Here is a 16,268-nt window from a genome sequence, read left to right on the forward strand (position 1 = left end):
TTGTTCGCCATTAAACTTGTAACAATGCATTGAAGGCGTGTGCGAAACCTTATTTTTTCACGACTTTATGCGTATAATAGCCGATTATTTTTTCGCTCAATTGAGCAGGGGCAACTTTGTGTTGCTCCGTATATGTTTTGACTATTGAGGAGTCCTAAGTGGCCCAATATATTTACACGATGAACCGTGTGTCGAAGATGGTTCCGCCTAAGCGCGAAATCCTGAAAGACATCTCTTTATCATTTTTCCCAGGCGCAAAAATTGGTGTGCTTGGTCTAAACGGTGCAGGTAAATCTACCTTGCTTCGTATTATGGCGGGCGTAGATAAAGATTTCTCAGGTGAAGCACGTGCTCAACCGGGTATCAAAATTGGTTACCTTGAACAAGAGCCGCCATTGGATGAAAGCAAAGACGTTCGTGGTAACGTTGAAGACGGTTTACGTGAACCGTTGGATGCTTTGGCGCGTCTTGATGAAGTATTTGCAGAATATGCAGCAGAAGATGCTGACTTTGATGCACTTGCAAAAGAACAAGAGAAGTTAGAAGCAGTTATCCATTCATGGGATGCACATAACATTGTCAACCAAATGGATCAGGCTGCTGCTGCGTTGAACCTTCCAGCTTGGGATGCAGATGTATCTAAGTTGTCTGGTGGTGAGCGCCGTCGTGTTGCACTTTGCCGTTTGTTATTGTCTAAACCAGACATGCTGCTTCTAGACGAACCGACGAACCATTTGGATGCTTCATCAGTCTCTTGGTTAGAACGTTTCTTGAAAGACTTCCCAGGCACCATCGTTGCGATTACCCATGACCGTTACTTCTTGGATAACGTGGCAGAGTGGATTCTTGAGCTTGACCGCGGCATGGGTATTCCATACCAAGGCAACTACTCTTCTTGGTTAGAGCAGAAAAATGCCCGTTTAGAGCAAGAGCAGAAGCAAGAAGAATCTTTTGCTAAAGCATTGAAAAAAGAACTTGAATGGGTTCGTTCAAATGCTAAAGGTCAGCAAAAGAAAAACAAAGCGCGTATGGAGCGTTTTGAAGAGCTTAACTCACGCGAATTCCAACAGCGTAACGAAACGTCTGAAATCTATATTCCACCTGGTCCACGTCTAGGTAATAAAGTTGTAGAAGTTGAAGGTATTAGTAAATCCTTTGGTGACCGTACACTTTATAAAGATTTATCGTTCGTTGTACCACCTGCTGCAATTGTAGGTATCGTGGGCGAAAACGGTGCGGGTAAAACCACATTATTCCGTATGATGACAGGCGAACAACAACCAGATACAGGTACAGTTACACTGGGTGAGTCTGTTAAAGTGGCTTATGTTGGTCAGATTCGTGACACCTTAGATGACAACAAAACTGTTTGGGAAGAAGTTTCTGGCGGTTTAGATATCTTGAAAATTGGTGAATACGAAATCGCATCTCGTGCGTATATCGGTCGCTTTAACTTCAAAGGTCAAGATCAGCAAAAACGTGTAGGTCAATTGTCAGGTGGTGAACGAAACCGTTTACAACTTGCGAAAATCCTGCAAATGGGTGCAAACGTCATCTTACTCGATGAACCGTCAAACGACTTGGATATTGAAACTTTACGTGCGCTTGAAGATGCTATTCTGGTATTCCCAGGTACTGTCATGGTGATCTCGCATGACCGTTGGTTCCTCGACCGTATTGCAACGCACATCTTGTCATTTGAAGGTGAAACCCCTGAATTCTTCACAGGTAACTACCATGAATTTGAAGAATATCGTCGTAAACGTGATGGTGATGACCTTGTTGCAAAGCGTCAAAAATACCGCAAAATTGGTAACTAAGTTCCAGTTTTAAAATAAAAAACCAGCCTGCGGGCTGGTTTTTTATTGCTTAGGGTGTGATGACTATACGACAATGTCTTCATAGGCATGATGTAAGACGTAGTCTGCATGTTCATGGCCTTGTGCAGCAGCTTTACTGAGCCAAATTTCTGCAAGTTCATAATTACGGTCCAAGCCGAGTTCTCCACGTAAATAACCAAGACCTAAGCGATATTGGGCATCTTTATGACCTTTTAATGCGGCACTTAAAAAATTCCACATGGCATTGCGATAGTCAGTAGGGGATTGGTCTGCTGAATCCATAGTATGGTGACTGAGAAAGTCTTGATGGTGTTGAGCCGCAAGACTTTCAAAATAAGTCCCTTGGGCGTAATCACCTTCGGCTTCTGGAATCGAAAGATGCATTCCTTGCAACTTTGGATTCATCTGTTGTGACAACAGTACATAGATTTTTTCCAGAGCTTGTATCATCATTGTTAAACTCCTTGTTTCTAAATATAACCACTTGATTAATAAAAATATTAATTGCAGTCATTCGTGCGCTGCGATGAATGATTTAATTGTTTTAAACAGATCACACTTAAGATGAAAATTAGCATGCTTGTCATGATATGTGAATAGGTATTGAAAAATATTTATAAGTGATTTCAGTCATCTAGATCGTGAAAAATTATTTTTAATAAATTGAAAGTAGATGCTGAAAAAAGCAGTTTTAAAGTTTGAAGGTAAAACGTAGTACTGAAGGTTGAATAATGTAATTTTATTACGTTTACTGCACCTGTTAAGCTCAAGACTGAAGAATATATAATTTATAAAGGTCAGAAAATAATGAGTGAGCATCATGGGCATGACCACAGCCATGCCGTTGTGACGGAAGGGAATGTCAAAAAATTAAGTTTTGCCTTAGCACTGACCACGACGTTTTTGATTATTGAAGTCATTGCAGGATTTATGACGCAAAGTTTGGCGCTATTGTCAGATGCGGCACATATGTTCACCGATGCCGCAGCCCTTGCCATAGCATTGGTCGCGATCAAAATTGGCAAGCTTCCTGCTGACAACAAACGCACCTTTGGCTATCAGCGTTTTGAAATTTTGGCAGCCTTGTTTAATGCCTTGATGCTATTTGTGGTGGCGATTTATATTTTGTATGAGGCCTATCAGCGCTTTTCAACACCGCCAGAAATTCAAAGTATGGGCATGATGATGGTCGCCGTTATTGGTTTGATCATTAACTTAATCTCGATGCGTATTTTATTTTCCAGTTCACAAGAAAGCTTGAATGTGAAGGGGGCGTATCTAGAAGTGTTGAGTGATGCCCTAGGTTCGGTTGGTGTAATTATTGGTGCAGCGATTATTTATTTTACGGGCTGGATGTGGGTCGATACACTAATTGCGGTGCTCATTGGCTTTTGGGTTTTACCAAGGACTTGGATTTTACTCAAACAAAGTATCAATATTTTATTAGAAGGCGTGCCTGAAGAAATTGACATAGAAAAGTTACGCAATGATTTATTGGCACTCAATGGGGTAGAGAGTATTCACCAGTTAAAGGTCTGGGCAATAACATCAAAGAATGTGCATTTGACAGTTCATCTCTTTGCACCTGAAGCCGATCGTAATGCCTTATATTTTGAGGCGATTGAAATGTTGCAACATGAACATGGAATCACGGAGATGACATTACAAATCGAAGAAGATGAATGTGTGGTACACCAACATACCCAAAAGTCTGATCATGCACATGGGCATCATCAAGATGATCACGCGCATTCTCATGATGAATCACATCAGCACTAATGCTGATGTAATTTAAATGGCCGGCTTAGATTTCCCACTCATGATTACATTCGCGGCATTTCCATTTTTTCTGTGATTGCATAAAACCTTGCATTGAGATTTTAAAATCTGGCAGGTCGCGATAGAACATGAAGCCAGCAATCAAGCAAGCAATAAATACAACAACAGTCGCAGTTTGTAATGTAGCACCTGCACCGTCACCAAAAATCCACATTGCGATGCTGATAATCACCAATAGTAAAAGAATAAATACCGCAGGGATGAGGATAATCAGGCTTTTAGGCACGACAGGACGAGCAACAGGCTGGCCTGCTTGCGCAAGAGGCATAATTTTAGGGCTTTGACATTTAGGGCAACGGTATTGCATTGCAACTCCATAATTTTAATCTATGGTTTATTTTAATCAGAATGACGCAGAAAGCAAAAATACCGTAAATTTAAATCAGATAAAATTTAGGCAATAAAAAACCCAAGTCATAATGCTTGGGTTTTTTATAAGATGATTTGCATCACCTTGAATATGGCGTCCCTACGGGGATTCGAACCCCGGTTACCGCCGTGAAAGGGCGATGTCCTAGGCCTCTAGACGATAGGGACAATTTGAGGCAACTTAGAGTTGGTTGACACCATCTCTCGGTATGGGCGCTATATTAGGGGGATAACGCCCATCCGTCAACTAAAAAATCAATTAAGCTTCATCAACTGCATCATTTTTCGGCAGTTTTAGGCTTTCATTGAGTTTTTCCCATGCTTTTGTTTCTTTTTTACTCGGACCGCCCACAATTTCAAGCGCATGACGTAAGCGAGCAAAGGTTAAATCAGGACCAATGGTTACCATCGATTGCATAACCGGTGTCGAAGATGTTGAACCTGCAATAGCAATAAAGAAGGTTGGCATGAAGTCACGAAGTTTAATATCCATTTGGTTCGCCAAATCCATAAGCGTTTGGCTGACAGTATCATTGTTCCAAGTGAACATGCTTTCTAGACGCCAAATGGCAAATTGAAGGCTTTGACGAACTTGTTCTTCGGTCAATTTTTTGCTTTCAAACTGTTCTTTGCTGAGTGTTGGGAATTGGTTGAAATAAAAACCTGCCCAATTCACTGCTTCAGACAATAAATTAATACGCGGTTGAATCGCAGCGGCGATTTCTTCCAAGGTATTACGATCTGATTTCCAAGCCAGTAGGGTATCGAGCAATTGACCCGGTGTTAAACCTTTAATCCATTGACCATTTAACCAGTTTAGCTTTTCAACATCAAAGATCGGACCGCCTAGTGATACACGTTGAATGTCAAAGTGTTCAATCATCTCAGCCAAAGTGAATTTTTCACTTTCATCTGGCATTGACCAGCCCATACGGCCTAAATAGTTCAATAATGCTTCTGGTAAAACGCCGATGTCTTTGTAGTAGTTAATTGAGGTTGGGTTTTTACGTTTAGACAGTTTTGATTTATCTGGGTTACGTAACAGTGGCATGTGGCAAAGCACAGGCATGTCCCAACCAAAATATTTGTACAATAATTGGTGTTTAGGCGCAGATGGAATCCATTCTTCACCACGAATCACGTGAGTGATTTCCATTAAATGGTCATCAACCACGTTTGCCAAGTGATACGTCGGTAAACCATCGGTTTTCAGTAGAATCTGCATGTCGACTTGCGCCCAAGGAATTTCGACTTCACCACGTAGTAAGTCGTTAAATTTACAAATTCCTTCTTCAGGCACTTTCATACGAATGACATGCGGTTCACCAGCAGCCAAACGCTGTGCCACTTCTTCTGCAGTGTGTTTTAAGCCACGACCGTCATAACGCGGTGATTCACCACGTGCTTGTTGTTCCGCACGCATTTGATCGAGTTCTTCTGCTGTTGCAAAGCAGTAGAATGCATGGCCTTTTTCAACCAGTTCCAAAGCATATTGTTTATAAATGTCCATACGTTCAGATTGGCGGTATGGTGCATGAGGACCACCCACATCTGGACCTTCTGACCAGTTCAAACCTAACCAACGCAATGAATCTAAAATCATTTTTTCAGATTCTGGCGTAGAGCGCAGTTGGTCTGTATCTTCAATGCGAAGAATAAATTCACCGCCATGTTGCTTCGCAAAACATAAGTTAAATAATGCAATATAAGCAGTCCCAACATGCGGGAAACCAGTAGGAGAAGGTGCGATACGAGTACGAACAGTCATAATCAGCTTTTAATCAGAATGTAAATTGGGATCTATTATAACGAAAAAGCCTGATCACTTAATGCTTAATTCAACATTGAATGATCAGGCGTTTTTTAGTATTTTTTAGACGACAGTAGGGGAACTCGTCTAAAACAATAGCTTGGACAGCATCAGTATGCTGATGTCGTTATGAGTTGCTACCAGAAAAAATGGCTTGAACAAAACGAGAAAAACTTTGGTTTTGTGATGCAAAGAAACTTTGAGTCGGTGCTGCTTTAATAGACGTAAGTACTTTTAAATTATCGTCTGTACGGCCTTTACCTTCAGATTTTTGTTGATTAATCGCTTTTTCGATCAATGAGGTACGTTCAGCAGGCATCGTAAGTTTGTTATTCGATGCGGTGCTGGTTGCAGCACAAAATCCAGTCTGTGCAGTCACGCTTAAACTTAAGCCTAGGCATAGCGCGTATGAAAATTTCATGTCCAAATCTCCCCCTAGTTTTGGTGATGGAACTTTTTATTTGCAAAATAGTTTTAATATTTAGACTACGATTTAACCATCTTTCGTAATTAAAAAGTAGAACTACGTCACAATTTTTACAAAAAAACTAAAAAAGTCTGTACTGGGATTACCTAAATAGACTGTTTTCTCCAGATTTTCGGATGTTTTAGCAAACAACTATGAAGATAGCATGGAGATCGCTTCTGATTGTTGCTGCATTAGCTGAATTAAAGCTTTAAATACGTTATTTTTAGATATCTTTAAAACAGAAATAGATTTGAATTTATATTATAGATAGCTGATTGTTAAAGTTATTTTTGATTTATATAGTGCTCTCAAGATCAATTTGAGTTTGAGCAGATGAAAAAAATAATAGCATCGGGCATTTTCGCATTGTTGGGTGGGGTGGCGGTACAGGTGTATGCCGCAAAAGATTTCTTAAATGTCTCATATGATCCAACACGTGAGTTTTATCAGGAATATAACCAAGAATTTGGACAATATTGGAAAAAACGTACAGGACAAGAGATTAATTTTAAACAATCTCACGGTGGCTCTGGCAAACAAGCTCGTGCCGTAGCAACGGGTTTACAAGCAGACGTTGTCACTTTGGCATTGGCCAACGATATTGATGAAATTGTGGCGACCGGACAAATCAATAAAAATTGGCAAAAACAATTTCCACATAATTCTGCTCCGTATACCTCAACCATCGTATTTTTGGTGCGTAAGGGCAACCCGAAAAAAATTAAAGATTGGAATGACCTGACCAAACCGGGCGTTGAAATTATTACGCCAAATCCAAAAACAGGTGGGGCACCGCGTTGGATCTATTTATCAGCTTGGGGATATGCTTTAAAACAACCGGGTGGCAATGATGCCAAAGCCAAAGAATTGGTGAAAAAACTCTATAGCAATGTCAAAGTTTTGGATTCAGGCGCACGTGGTTCACTCACGACCTTTGCTGAGCGCGGCATTGGAGATGTCTTACTATCTTGGGAAAATGAGGCACTATTAGCGACTCAGGGCCTAGGCAAAGATAAATATGACATTGTTTATCCTTCTATTTCGATTTTAGCTGAACCTTCGGTGGCTGTGGTAGATAAAACCGTCGATAAAAATGGTAATCGAAATTTAGCGAAGGGTTATTTAAACTATCTATATTCACCTAAGGGCCAAGAGCTAGCAGGTAAATATTTCTTCCGCCCTCGCGATGCAAAAGCCACTGCAAAGTACGCTGCCCAATTCCCGAAAGTTCAAACCTTTACCATTGATAAAGTGTTTGGCGGTTGGGCAAAAGCGCAAAAGACACATTTTGTGAATGGCGCGATTTTTGATCAAATTTATAGTGAAAAGAATAAAGAGTAAAACACCCCACCATAATGAGCGCTGTAAAAACGGATAATCTGGATTATCCGTTTTTTGCATATGTAATGCATAAAAATCTATATATAGGGAATAAGTAGATTGTTTTTGTGTATTTTAATATGAAAAACAAACAATTAAATTCATAGCGTTAGCTGTATTCAACAAAGCGTCTAAACACGCTGCAATTGCGATTTATGACTTTATTTCATATATTTAGCAGTATTGAATATAACTTTATGCTGGCTGTTATGAAAACTCAATTTAAGGCATGGCTCAGTGCTGCGTTGCTTGCCACTGGTGTTGCTTTCTCAGCGTCTGCTCAGGCCGCTGATCGTGAATTTTTAAACGTTTCTTATGATGCAACGCGTGAATTTTATGACGAATTTAATAAGTCATTTGGCGCATATTGGAAAGAGCGTACGGGTAAAACGGTTGCATTTAAACAATCACATGGTGGTTCAGGTAAACAAGCCCGTTCTGTAGTAGACGGTTTAAAAGGTGATGTCGTGACTTTGGCCTTGGCCAATGACATCGAAGAAATTGTGAAGTCTGGTCAGATTCAGCCGGGTTGGCAAAAAGAGTTTCCACATAACTCAGCGCCATATACGTCAACGATTGTCTTCATGGTGCGTAAGGGCAACCCGAAACATATTAAAGATTGGTCTGATTTAACCAAACCGGGCGTACAAATTATTACCCCGAACCCGAAAACTGGCGGTCTCCCACGTTGGGTTTACTTGTCAGCTTGGGGTTATGCTTTGAAACAGCCGGGTGGTAATGAAGCGAAAGCCAAAGATTTCGTGGGTAAGATGTACCATAACGTAAAAGTAATGGACTCTGCGGCACGTGCATCGATGACTACATTTGCAGAACGTGGTATTGGTGATGTGTTATTGACTTGGGAAAACGAAGCTTTAGTTACGCAAAAAACTTTGGGTAAAAATAAATTTGATATCGTGTATCCATCGATGTCGATTTTGACTGAGCCTTCAGTGGCGATCGTGGACAAAACTGTCGAAAAAAATGGTAATAAATGGTTAGCTCAAGGCTATATCAATTATCTTTATTCTCCATTAGGTCAAGAGATGGCTGCTCGTCATTTTTACCGCCCACGTAATGCGGCAGTTTTAGCAAAATATAAATCACAGTTCCCGCCATTAAAAACCTTTACCATTGATGAAGTGTTTGGTGGTTGGGCAAAAGCTCAACAAACACATTTTGTGAATGGTGCGATCTTCGATCAGATCTATAATAACAAGCGCTAATACATCGAAATCTAGGATTTGAGATGTTCAAAGACCTCCTTCGGGAGGTTTTTTAATGGGTGGCAAAAAATAAAAACGGTTTTCTCTATGGAAAGTAATATTTCTGTACAAAAAGACGTTTGGAGCTTTGCTAAAACAAGGTAATAATGTGCAGTTACATTTTTAGCTGTGTTGAACGAACCCTTATGTCGCATATTTCTGTATTACTTCATGAAACTGTTGATGCTTTACTGGCAGATCGCAATACAGGAATTTTCGTAGATGGCACATTTGGGCGTGGTGGTCATACGCGTTTATTACTGTCTAAATTAGATGAAAATGCACGTGTTTATGCCTTTGATAAAGACCCGCAAGCATTGGCTGTTGCCGCAGAATTAGAACAAGAAGATGCGCGTTTTAAAATTATTCACGCCAGTTTTGCCGATTTAAAAGAGGAACTGCGTAGTCGTGGTATCGATTTGGTCGACGGTATTATGGCGGATTTAGGGGTGTCATCTCCGCAGCTAGACCAAGCAGAGCGTGGCTTTAGCTTTATGAAAGATGGCCCACTCGATATGCGTATGGACAATTCACAAGGTCCAACAGCCGCAGAGTGGTTGGTTGATATTGAAGAAGAAGATTTGGCCAATATTATTTTTAAATATGGTGAAGAGCGTTATAGCCGCCGTATTGCTAAAGCAATTAAAGCGGCAGGGTATATTGAAACCACAGCTCAATTGGCCGAAATTGTGAAAGTTGCCCACCCGAAATGGGAAAAAAATAAACATGCAGCGACACGAACTTTCCAAGCAATTCGTATTGCTATTAACAAAGAACTCGACGATATTGATATCTTCTTACCTCAAGCGGTGGATATGCTGAAACCTGAAGGCACTCTTGCAGTGATCAGTTTCCACTCTTTAGAGGATCGTTTAATTAAACAATTTATTCAAAAAGAATCTACACTTGCAGAAGACACAGGCTGGGGTTTACCACAAAAACGCGAAGATACCCGCCGCTTAAAAAAAGTGTCACGAATTAAAGCAAGTGAAGAAGAAGTTAAAGCCAATCCGCGATCTCGTAGTGCTTGGCTTCGTGTGGCAGAGCGTTTAGCTTAAAAGGCAAAGAATGAAAACCGAAGCAATCGAAAAAAACTCTGATCAATCGCAGTCGAAGAAAATCATTACATATGGCATTTTATTGCTCTTGGTTTTTGTGAGTGCGATTATGGTGGTCTTTCAAGTCTTTGAATATCGCCAAGATTATCGTCAATTGAGTACCTATATGCGTGAAAGGGATGACCTCAACGCAGAATGGGGACGTTTGCTGATCGAACAACAAACTTTTGGTGCAACAGCCCAAATTGGGACACGTGCAGTTACCCAATTACGCATGTATTCGCCTCCTATTGCACAAACCGTTGTTATTTCATTGCCACAAACTCCAGAACAGAAAAAATAGGCTGCCGGTCACATGGTTGAAAAGAGAAACAAACAAACTCCGCGTAAGAAACAGCAGTCTGTTACTGGTCGTACAGCCATTTCGGTGGAGATGTGGCGCTATCACTTGATGTGGGCAGTGGTTTTGCTGTGCTTCATTGCATTGGTGGGGCGGGCTTTTTATGTACAAATCATTAATAAAGACTTTTTACAAAATAAAGCCAATGCTAAAATTTTAAGAACTGAAACCTTAAAAGCCATGCGCGGTGTCATCTATGACCGTCACGGTGTGCCTTTAGCGATTAGTACCCCGATCATGAAAATCGTGATCGATCCACGTGATTATTTTGACAATAAAAAACTCTTTGAAGAAACCACGGCTGAATTGGCTAAAGATCCAAACAATCGTAAATTAAAACGTCAATTACCTGATAAAAATCTAAGCTTAGATGAACTTGCCGATGCTGTCGGTATGGATCGTGCTGAACTGAAACGCAAAATGAATGAGCGTCCACGTTCACGTTATTTGGTTTTAAAGAAAGAAGTACCGCCGCAACAAGCTGAATTGATCATGAAACGTGACTTTCAGGGCGTATATACTGAGAAAAACTATAAGCGCTACTATCCACAGCCTCAGCCAAACTCACAAATTATTGGTTTAACCAATAGTGAGGGTATGGGCATCGAAGGTTTAGAGATGCAATTGAATGAACGTCTTGCAGGCGTAGATGGTGCGCAGCAAATTGTCCGAGATAAAAAAGGCAACCGCGTTAAAGACCCTGAGATCGTGAAAGAAGTTGAGTCGGGTGAAAATATCACGCTGAGTATTGATTCACGTTTGCAATACATTATGTATCGTGAGTTGACTGCAGCCGGGGTAGCCAATAACGCACGTTCTGCAACCGCGATTGCTGTCGATGTCAAAACGGGTGAAATTTTAGCGATGACCTCTTGGCCGTCTTACAACCCAAATGATAAAAAAGGTGTCTTAAATAAAGATGCCATGCGTAACCGTGGTGCGATTGACTCCTTTGAGCCGGGTTCAACTATGAAGCCAATGACCGTGGCAATGGCATTGGAAAGCGGTAAATACACGGCAAATACGGTGGTAAATACCACACCCGGTTCTATGCGTGTAGGGAATCATACTATCCGAGATACGCATAACTATGGCCCTCTGACTTTGGGCGGCATTATTCAAAAATCGTCTAACGTCGGTGTGGCAAAAATCGCTTTATCTCTCCCTTATGAAACATTACCAACGTTCTATCAACGTCTTGGCTTTGGTCAACGTTCAGCGGTGAAATTCCCCGGTGAAAGTGCTGGTCTGATTTTGCCGAAGAGCAAATGGAATGTGTCTGAAGTAGCAACCATGGCTTATGGTTATGGTTTGAACGCTACAGTGCTCCAACTGGCTGATGCTTATGCCATGATTGCCAACAAAGGCGTCAAAATGCCACTGAGCTTGTACAAGCTTGAGGAACAGCCGAAAGGTGAGCAGATGGTTGACCCTAAAATTGCTGATCAAGTGCTTTTAATGATGGAAGCGGTGACCTTACCGGGTGGTACGGCACGTCAAGCCAATATTCCGGGTTATCGCGTGGCAGGTAAAACTGGTACAGCACATAAATTACGTGCAGACCGTAAAGGTTATTCGACTTCAGAATATCGTGCACTCTTTGCTGGTGTCGCACCAGTGAGTGATCCACGTTTGGCCATGATTGTTGTGGTGGAAAACCCAACAGGTCAGTATTACGGTGGCCTGGTGGCTGCACCCGTTTTTGCTCGTGTAATGCAAGAATCTTTACGTTTAATGAACGTACCTTTAGATAAACCTTTAGACACTCCTAAGATCCAGTAATAGGTGATGAATGAAAATTACGTTTCAAGATCTATACACCGTTGAACAGCCCGCTGAATGGATGTCGCAATCCTTTCAGGGCTTCAATCTGGATAGTCGCAAAGTTACAGCAGGGCAAATATTTATTGCCCTGACTTCGTTTTCGCAACCTGAAAAAACAGCACAATTTGCACGTGCAGCGTTAGAGAATGGCGCGTTGGCTGTCATTTCAGAAACTGATTTGGGCTTGGATCAAAGTGTCGTGATCGCGGATGTGCGTCAATTGATGGGGCAGTGGCAAAAGCAATATTTACAGGCGACTCAACCAGCTCAAGCTGCACGGATTTTGGCTGTGACGGGTACCAATGGTAAAACCACGATCTCACGCTTAATCGCTGAATTACTCATGCTGCAAGGCAAAAAATGTGCAGTGATGGGAACCACTGGAAACGGGATTTTACCGAATTTAGAAGCCTCATCTCACACTACTTTAGATGCGTTGCATATGCAAAATGCATTGCATGCCTATGCGCTTGAGGGTGCAGAGTTTGCTGCCATAGAGGCAAGTTCGCACGGATTAGAACAAGGTCGATTAAATGGCTGTGCAATTGAAATTGCCGCATATAGCAATTTAAGTCGTGACCATTTGGATTATCATAAAACCCTTGAAGCCTATGCTGAAGCGAAATCACGTTTGTTTCAGTTTCCATCGCTCAAAGTTGCAGTCATCAATCTCGATGATGAACATGCCGAAGTGATGCTGAATGCCGCGCGCCAAAACCCGGCTCAGCCTAAAATTTTGACTTATTCAACGCGTCAGGCTGCGGATTATCAAGTGACGGATATTCAATACAGCTTAACGGGCGCACAATTTAAATTGCGTACTGCTCAAGCTGAATTTGTGGTGCAAAGTCCATTATTGGGACACTTCAATATTGAAAATATTGTGGCGAGCTTAATTTCAGCGGAGCAAGCGGGTTTTGACTTATCTGCCTTGATCGCAACTGCGCCTGAGTTAAAAGGTGCGCCGGGTCGTATGCAAGTGATCCGTGATGATGAGCGCCTGTTTGTGGTGGATTATGCACATACACCAGATGCCTTGATTCAAGTGTTACAGACCTTAAAACGTCATGTATCGCAACAGTTATGGGCAGTGTTTGGCTGTGGTGGTGATCGTGATCGTGGTAAGCGTCCATTGATGACACAAGCGGCATTAAACCATGCAGATGTGGCGTTGATTACCTCGGATAATCCACGTACTGAAAACCCAGAACAAATTTTTGCAGATATGAAGGCTGGTATTGATTTTACTGGAAAAACTGTCCATGAAATCCATGACCGCCGTGAAGCGATTAAATTCGCAGTCAGCCATGCGCAAGCTGGTGATATTGTGGTGATTGCTGGTAAAGGCCATGAAAACTATCAAGAAATTAATGGTGTTCGACATTGGTTTGATGATGTGGTGGAAGTGAAATCGGCGATTGATTCACAGCATCACAACACTGACTCGGCTTATCCAGCGCAATAGGAAACAGATATGCATACTTCAACGACCAGTACGGTTCCGTTAGAACCTTGGACTGCCGAACAGTTGGTTCAAGCGACACAAGGGCACTGGCATAATAATCAAGCGCCGACAGGTCCTGTGAAACGAATTTTGACCGATTCACGTCATGCAGAGCAAGGAGATGCTTTTCTTGCCCTGAAAGGTGAACGCTTTGATGCGCATGATTTCCTTGCTCAAGTGGCTGAAAAGGGTTGTGAAATTGCCATTGTCAGTCATCCGGTCGATGTGGATATTTGTCAGTTGGTGGTTGCAGATACACGTTTAGCACTTGGACATTTAGGTGCATTTCGTCGTGCCCAAAACCCAGCCTTAAAAGTGATTGCCTTGACAGGAAGTAGTGGTAAAACCACAACCAAAGAGATGCTCGGGAGTATCCTTTCTCGTCTTGCACCAACATTAATTACGCGCGGTAATTTAAATAATGACCTTGGCGTACCGATGATGTTACTTGAGTTACGTCCAGAACATCAGTATGCCGTGATGGAGCTTGGTGCCAGTCATAAAGGTGAAATTGATTACACCTCAAATTTGGTACAGCCTCAGGTTGCCGGTATTTTAAATATTGGCACCGCTCATATGGGGGAGTTTGGTGGGCGTGATGGTATTTGTCGTGCCAAGTCTGAAATTTATGCACATATAGCGAAAACAGGAACTTCGATTGTCCCTGCGGCAGATGATTTTACAGATGCCATTCGTCAAGCGGTGCAAACTGAGCAAGTAATGAGTTTTGGTCAGGGCGGGGATGTTTTTGCGACTGAGACTGAACTTCAGGCTCAATCTTCACGATTTATCTTAAATACGCCACAAGGTTCGCGTCCTGTTCAACTGCCATTTGCGGGTGAGCATAATGTGCAAAATGCAACTGCTGCCGCAGCTTTTGCGTTGTCGATTGGCGTGAGTTTAGATGACATCGTTGTGGGTCTTGAACATGCAACAGGTGCCAAAGGTCGTCTAAATTTTATTCAACATAAAGATTATTTGTTTATTGATGATACTTACAATGCAAATCCAACCTCAATGCGTGCTGCTGCTGATGTACTTGCACAGCAAGATGGCATCAAAGTCATGGTCATTGGGGATATTGGTGAGTTAGGTTCATCTGCTGCACAGCAGCACTACATGTTGGGACGTGACCTTGTTTCACACGCCGGTCTTCAATTTGTCGTTGCTGTCGGTGAGTTTTCACCTGCCGTGCAAGAAGGCGCGCGCAGTACCCAATATGGTAAAAAATTACAGGCCTTTCTATCTCAAGAACAGGCCTTACCGTTATTAATTAGTCTAGTCAAAACACATCAGCCTCAGTCCATGAGTTTCCTGTTTAAAGGTTCTCGTTATACCCACATGGAAACTTTGATGGCTGAATTGATGGAGAAACTTTAATGCTGTTATGGTTATTTGAGCAGCTTGCGGGTTATCACAGCTCGTTTCAGGTTGTTCGTTATTTAACGCTTCGTTCGCTACTCAGTGTCTTAACGGCATTGGCCATTGGTCTGTTGCTTGGACCTGTGATGATCCGCAAATTGCAAGCTCTCAAATATGGTCAGGCAGTCAGTTCATTTGCACCTGAAAATCATGCCAAAAAAATGGGCACACCGACTATGGGCGGTGTGTTGATTTTACTGTCTATTGGGATTTCAACCTTACTTTGGGCCGATCTTTCAAACCCTTATGTATGGATTGTACTTGGCGTGATGGTGATCTTTGGTGCTGTTGGCTGGGCCGATGACTGGATTAAAATCCGTTATAAAGACAATGCAGGTCTGCCTGCGAAGAAGAAATTCTTTTGGACTTCTGTGGCATCTTTAGGTGCTGGTATTGCACTCTATGTGATTGCGACACAGCAAGCAAACCCAGTACATACTTCAAATATGTTGGATCTGCTGATTCCATTCTTTAAAGAAATTAGCATTCCGTTGTCTATTATCCCACTTGGTATCGGCTTTATTGTCTTTACTTATTTGGTGATTAACGGCGCATCCAATGCTGTGAACTTAACCGATGGTTTGGATGGTTTGGCGATTATGCCAATCGTTTTGGTTGCCGCAGGTTTAGGTGTATTTGCTTATCTGGCTGGTGATGTCCGTTTTGCTGATTATTTACATATCCCTTATGTGAAATATGCATCTGAACTTGTCGTGATCTGTGCGGCAATGATCGGTGCTGGCTTGGCATTCTTATGGTTTAATGCGCATCCTGCTCAAGTCTTTATGGGTGATGTCGGTGCCTTATCTCTAGGTGCGATGCTCGGTACGATTGCAGTCATGGTTCGTCAAGAAATCGTTTTTGCCATTATGGGCGGTGTCTTTGTGGTTGAAGCTATTTCTGTCTTCTTGCAAATTGGCTCGCTGCGTATGCGGAACAAGCGTGTATTCTTAATGGCACCGCTACACCATCACTATGAAAAAAAGGGATGGCGTGAAACGCAGGTGGTGATTCGTTTCTGGATTATTACAATTATGCTGGTAGTTTTGGGTCTAATGACTTTAAAATTACGTTAAGCAAATAAATA

The 16,268-nt window shown here is 42.0% G+C and carries 14 protein-coding genes and 1 tRNA gene; 10 read left to right on the forward strand and 5 right to left on the reverse strand.

All coding sequences use genetic code 11. From position 1 onward, the window contains the following. The first annotated feature begins 158 nt into the window (after positions 1 to 158). Complete coding sequence (ettA, locus tag FTU64_RS02160) at positions 159 to 1,820, forward strand: energy-dependent translational throttle protein EttA (RefSeq protein WP_180055443.1); 1,662 nt, start codon at positions 159 to 161, stop codon at positions 1,818 to 1,820. Between the two features lie 63 nt (positions 1,821 to 1,883). Here ettA and FTU64_RS02165 read toward each other — a convergent pair whose 3' ends face one another. Continuing rightward, on the reverse strand, positions 1,884 to 2,294 hold the full coding sequence (locus tag FTU64_RS02165; protein WP_257222175.1) for a sel1 repeat family protein: 411 nt from the start codon (positions 2,292 to 2,294) through the stop codon (positions 1,884 to 1,886). Positions 2,295 to 2,648: 354 nt separating this feature from the next. Here FTU64_RS02165 and FTU64_RS02170 point away from each other — a divergent pair, with 354 nt between their 5' ends. Next, entirely contained in the window at positions 2,649 to 3,620 is a 972-nt protein-coding gene (locus FTU64_RS02170; protein ID WP_180042170.1) for a zinc transporter, read from the forward strand. A 25-nt stretch (positions 3,621 to 3,645) separates the two neighbouring features. Here the strand turns inward: FTU64_RS02170 and FTU64_RS02175 are convergent, their stop codons facing one another. The 4 genes from FTU64_RS02175 to FTU64_RS02190 form a co-directional block, all read right to left on the reverse strand. Beyond that, entirely contained in the window at positions 3,646 to 3,987 is a 342-nt protein-coding gene (locus tag FTU64_RS02175) for a hypothetical protein (protein WP_180042168.1), read from the reverse strand. A gap of 154 nt (positions 3,988 to 4,141) precedes the next feature. Continuing rightward, positions 4,142 to 4,217, reverse strand: a tRNA-Glu gene (locus FTU64_RS02180). A gap of 91 nt (positions 4,218 to 4,308) precedes the next feature. Next, a complete protein-coding gene (gene gltX, locus FTU64_RS02185; protein ID WP_168378189.1) occupies positions 4,309 to 5,817 on the reverse strand; it encodes a glutamate--tRNA ligase in 1,509 nt (502 codons plus the stop codon). A gap of 169 nt (positions 5,818 to 5,986) precedes the next feature. Then, entirely contained in the window at positions 5,987 to 6,280 is a 294-nt protein-coding gene (locus FTU64_RS02190; protein WP_078192541.1) for a hypothetical protein, read from the reverse strand. 381 nt (positions 6,281 to 6,661) lie between these two features. Here FTU64_RS02190 and FTU64_RS02195 point away from each other — a divergent pair, with 381 nt between their 5' ends. From FTU64_RS02195 to mraY, 8 genes are all read left to right on the forward strand, one after another. Next, a complete protein-coding gene (locus FTU64_RS02195) occupies positions 6,662 to 7,669 on the forward strand; it encodes a sulfate ABC transporter substrate-binding protein (protein WP_078189392.1) in 1,008 nt (335 codons plus the stop codon). A gap of 248 nt (positions 7,670 to 7,917) precedes the next feature. Then, positions 7,918 to 8,934 (forward strand): sulfate ABC transporter substrate-binding protein, encoded by a 1,017-nt coding sequence (locus FTU64_RS02200; RefSeq protein WP_180004799.1) that lies wholly within the window; start codon positions 7,918 to 7,920, stop codon positions 8,932 to 8,934. A gap of 185 nt (positions 8,935 to 9,119) precedes the next feature. Beyond that, positions 9,120 to 10,031, forward strand: coding sequence for a 16S rRNA (cytosine(1402)-N(4))-methyltransferase RsmH (gene rsmH / locus FTU64_RS02205; protein ID WP_180008673.1), 912 nt, complete (start codon positions 9,120 to 9,122; stop codon positions 10,029 to 10,031). A gap of 10 nt (positions 10,032 to 10,041) precedes the next feature. Then, a complete protein-coding gene (gene ftsL / locus FTU64_RS02210) occupies positions 10,042 to 10,374 on the forward strand; it encodes a cell division protein FtsL (RefSeq protein WP_078189390.1) in 333 nt (110 codons plus the stop codon). Positions 10,375 to 10,386: 12 nt separating this feature from the next. Further along, positions 10,387 to 12,213, forward strand: a complete 1,827-nt coding sequence (ftsI, locus tag FTU64_RS02215) for a penicillin-binding protein PBP3 (RefSeq protein WP_180059135.1) — start codon at positions 10,387 to 10,389, stop codon at positions 12,211 to 12,213. A gap of 10 nt (positions 12,214 to 12,223) precedes the next feature. Further along, positions 12,224 to 13,720: a UDP-N-acetylmuramoyl-L-alanyl-D-glutamate--2,6-diaminopimelate ligase gene (locus FTU64_RS02220; protein WP_180055439.1), complete on the forward strand. Its 1,497-nt coding sequence runs from the start codon at positions 12,224 to 12,226 to the stop codon at positions 13,718 to 13,720. Positions 13,721 to 13,729: 9 nt separating this feature from the next. Then, a complete protein-coding gene (gene murF, locus FTU64_RS02225; protein WP_180059136.1) occupies positions 13,730 to 15,139 on the forward strand; it encodes a UDP-N-acetylmuramoyl-tripeptide--D-alanyl-D-alanine ligase in 1,410 nt (469 codons plus the stop codon). Further along, entirely contained in the window at positions 15,139 to 16,257 is a 1,119-nt protein-coding gene (mraY, locus tag FTU64_RS02230; RefSeq protein ID WP_078189386.1) for a phospho-N-acetylmuramoyl-pentapeptide-transferase, read from the forward strand. The genes murF and mraY overlap by 1 nt, the downstream gene beginning before the upstream one ends. Positions 16,258 to 16,268 lie beyond the last annotated feature (11 nt).

The organism is Acinetobacter sp. YH12128, assembly GCF_013418655.1.
GTDB lineage: Bacteria > Pseudomonadota > Gammaproteobacteria > Pseudomonadales > Moraxellaceae > Acinetobacter > Acinetobacter amyesii.

What these genes read in the sequence shown, in the direction of transcription:
- rsmH (WP_180008673.1), top strand. Translation starts at nt 9,120, where the DNA reads ATGTCGCATATTTCTGTATTACTTCATGAAACTGTTGATGCTTTACTG.
- FTU64_RS02175 (WP_180042168.1), bottom strand. Translation starts at nt 3,987, where the DNA reads ATGCAATACCGTTGCCCTAAATGTCAAAGCCCTAAAATTATGCCTCTT.
- FTU64_RS02165 (WP_257222175.1), bottom strand. Translation starts at nt 2,294, where the DNA reads ATGATGATACAAGCTCTGGAAAAAATCTATGTACTGTTGTCACAACAG.
- FTU64_RS02190 (WP_078192541.1), bottom strand. Translation starts at nt 6,280, where the DNA reads ATGAAATTTTCATACGCGCTATGCCTAGGCTTAAGTTTAAGCGTGACT.
- FTU64_RS02220 (WP_180055439.1), top strand. Translation starts at nt 12,224, where the DNA reads ATGAAAATTACGTTTCAAGATCTATACACCGTTGAACAGCCCGCTGAA.
- FTU64_RS02200 (WP_180004799.1), top strand. Translation starts at nt 7,918, where the DNA reads ATGAAAACTCAATTTAAGGCATGGCTCAGTGCTGCGTTGCTTGCCACT.
- ftsI (WP_180059135.1), top strand. Translation starts at nt 10,387, where the DNA reads ATGGTTGAAAAGAGAAACAAACAAACTCCGCGTAAGAAACAGCAGTCT.
- gltX (WP_168378189.1), bottom strand. Translation starts at nt 5,817, where the DNA reads ATGACTGTTCGTACTCGTATCGCACCTTCTCCTACTGGTTTCCCGCAT.
- mraY (WP_078189386.1), top strand. Translation starts at nt 15,139, where the DNA reads ATGCTGTTATGGTTATTTGAGCAGCTTGCGGGTTATCACAGCTCGTTT.
- FTU64_RS02195 (WP_078189392.1), top strand. Translation starts at nt 6,662, where the DNA reads ATGAAAAAAATAATAGCATCGGGCATTTTCGCATTGTTGGGTGGGGTG.
- FTU64_RS02170 (WP_180042170.1), top strand. Translation starts at nt 2,649, where the DNA reads ATGAGTGAGCATCATGGGCATGACCACAGCCATGCCGTTGTGACGGAA.
- murF (WP_180059136.1), top strand. Translation starts at nt 13,730, where the DNA reads ATGCATACTTCAACGACCAGTACGGTTCCGTTAGAACCTTGGACTGCC.
- ftsL (WP_078189390.1), top strand. Translation starts at nt 10,042, where the DNA reads ATGAAAACCGAAGCAATCGAAAAAAACTCTGATCAATCGCAGTCGAAG.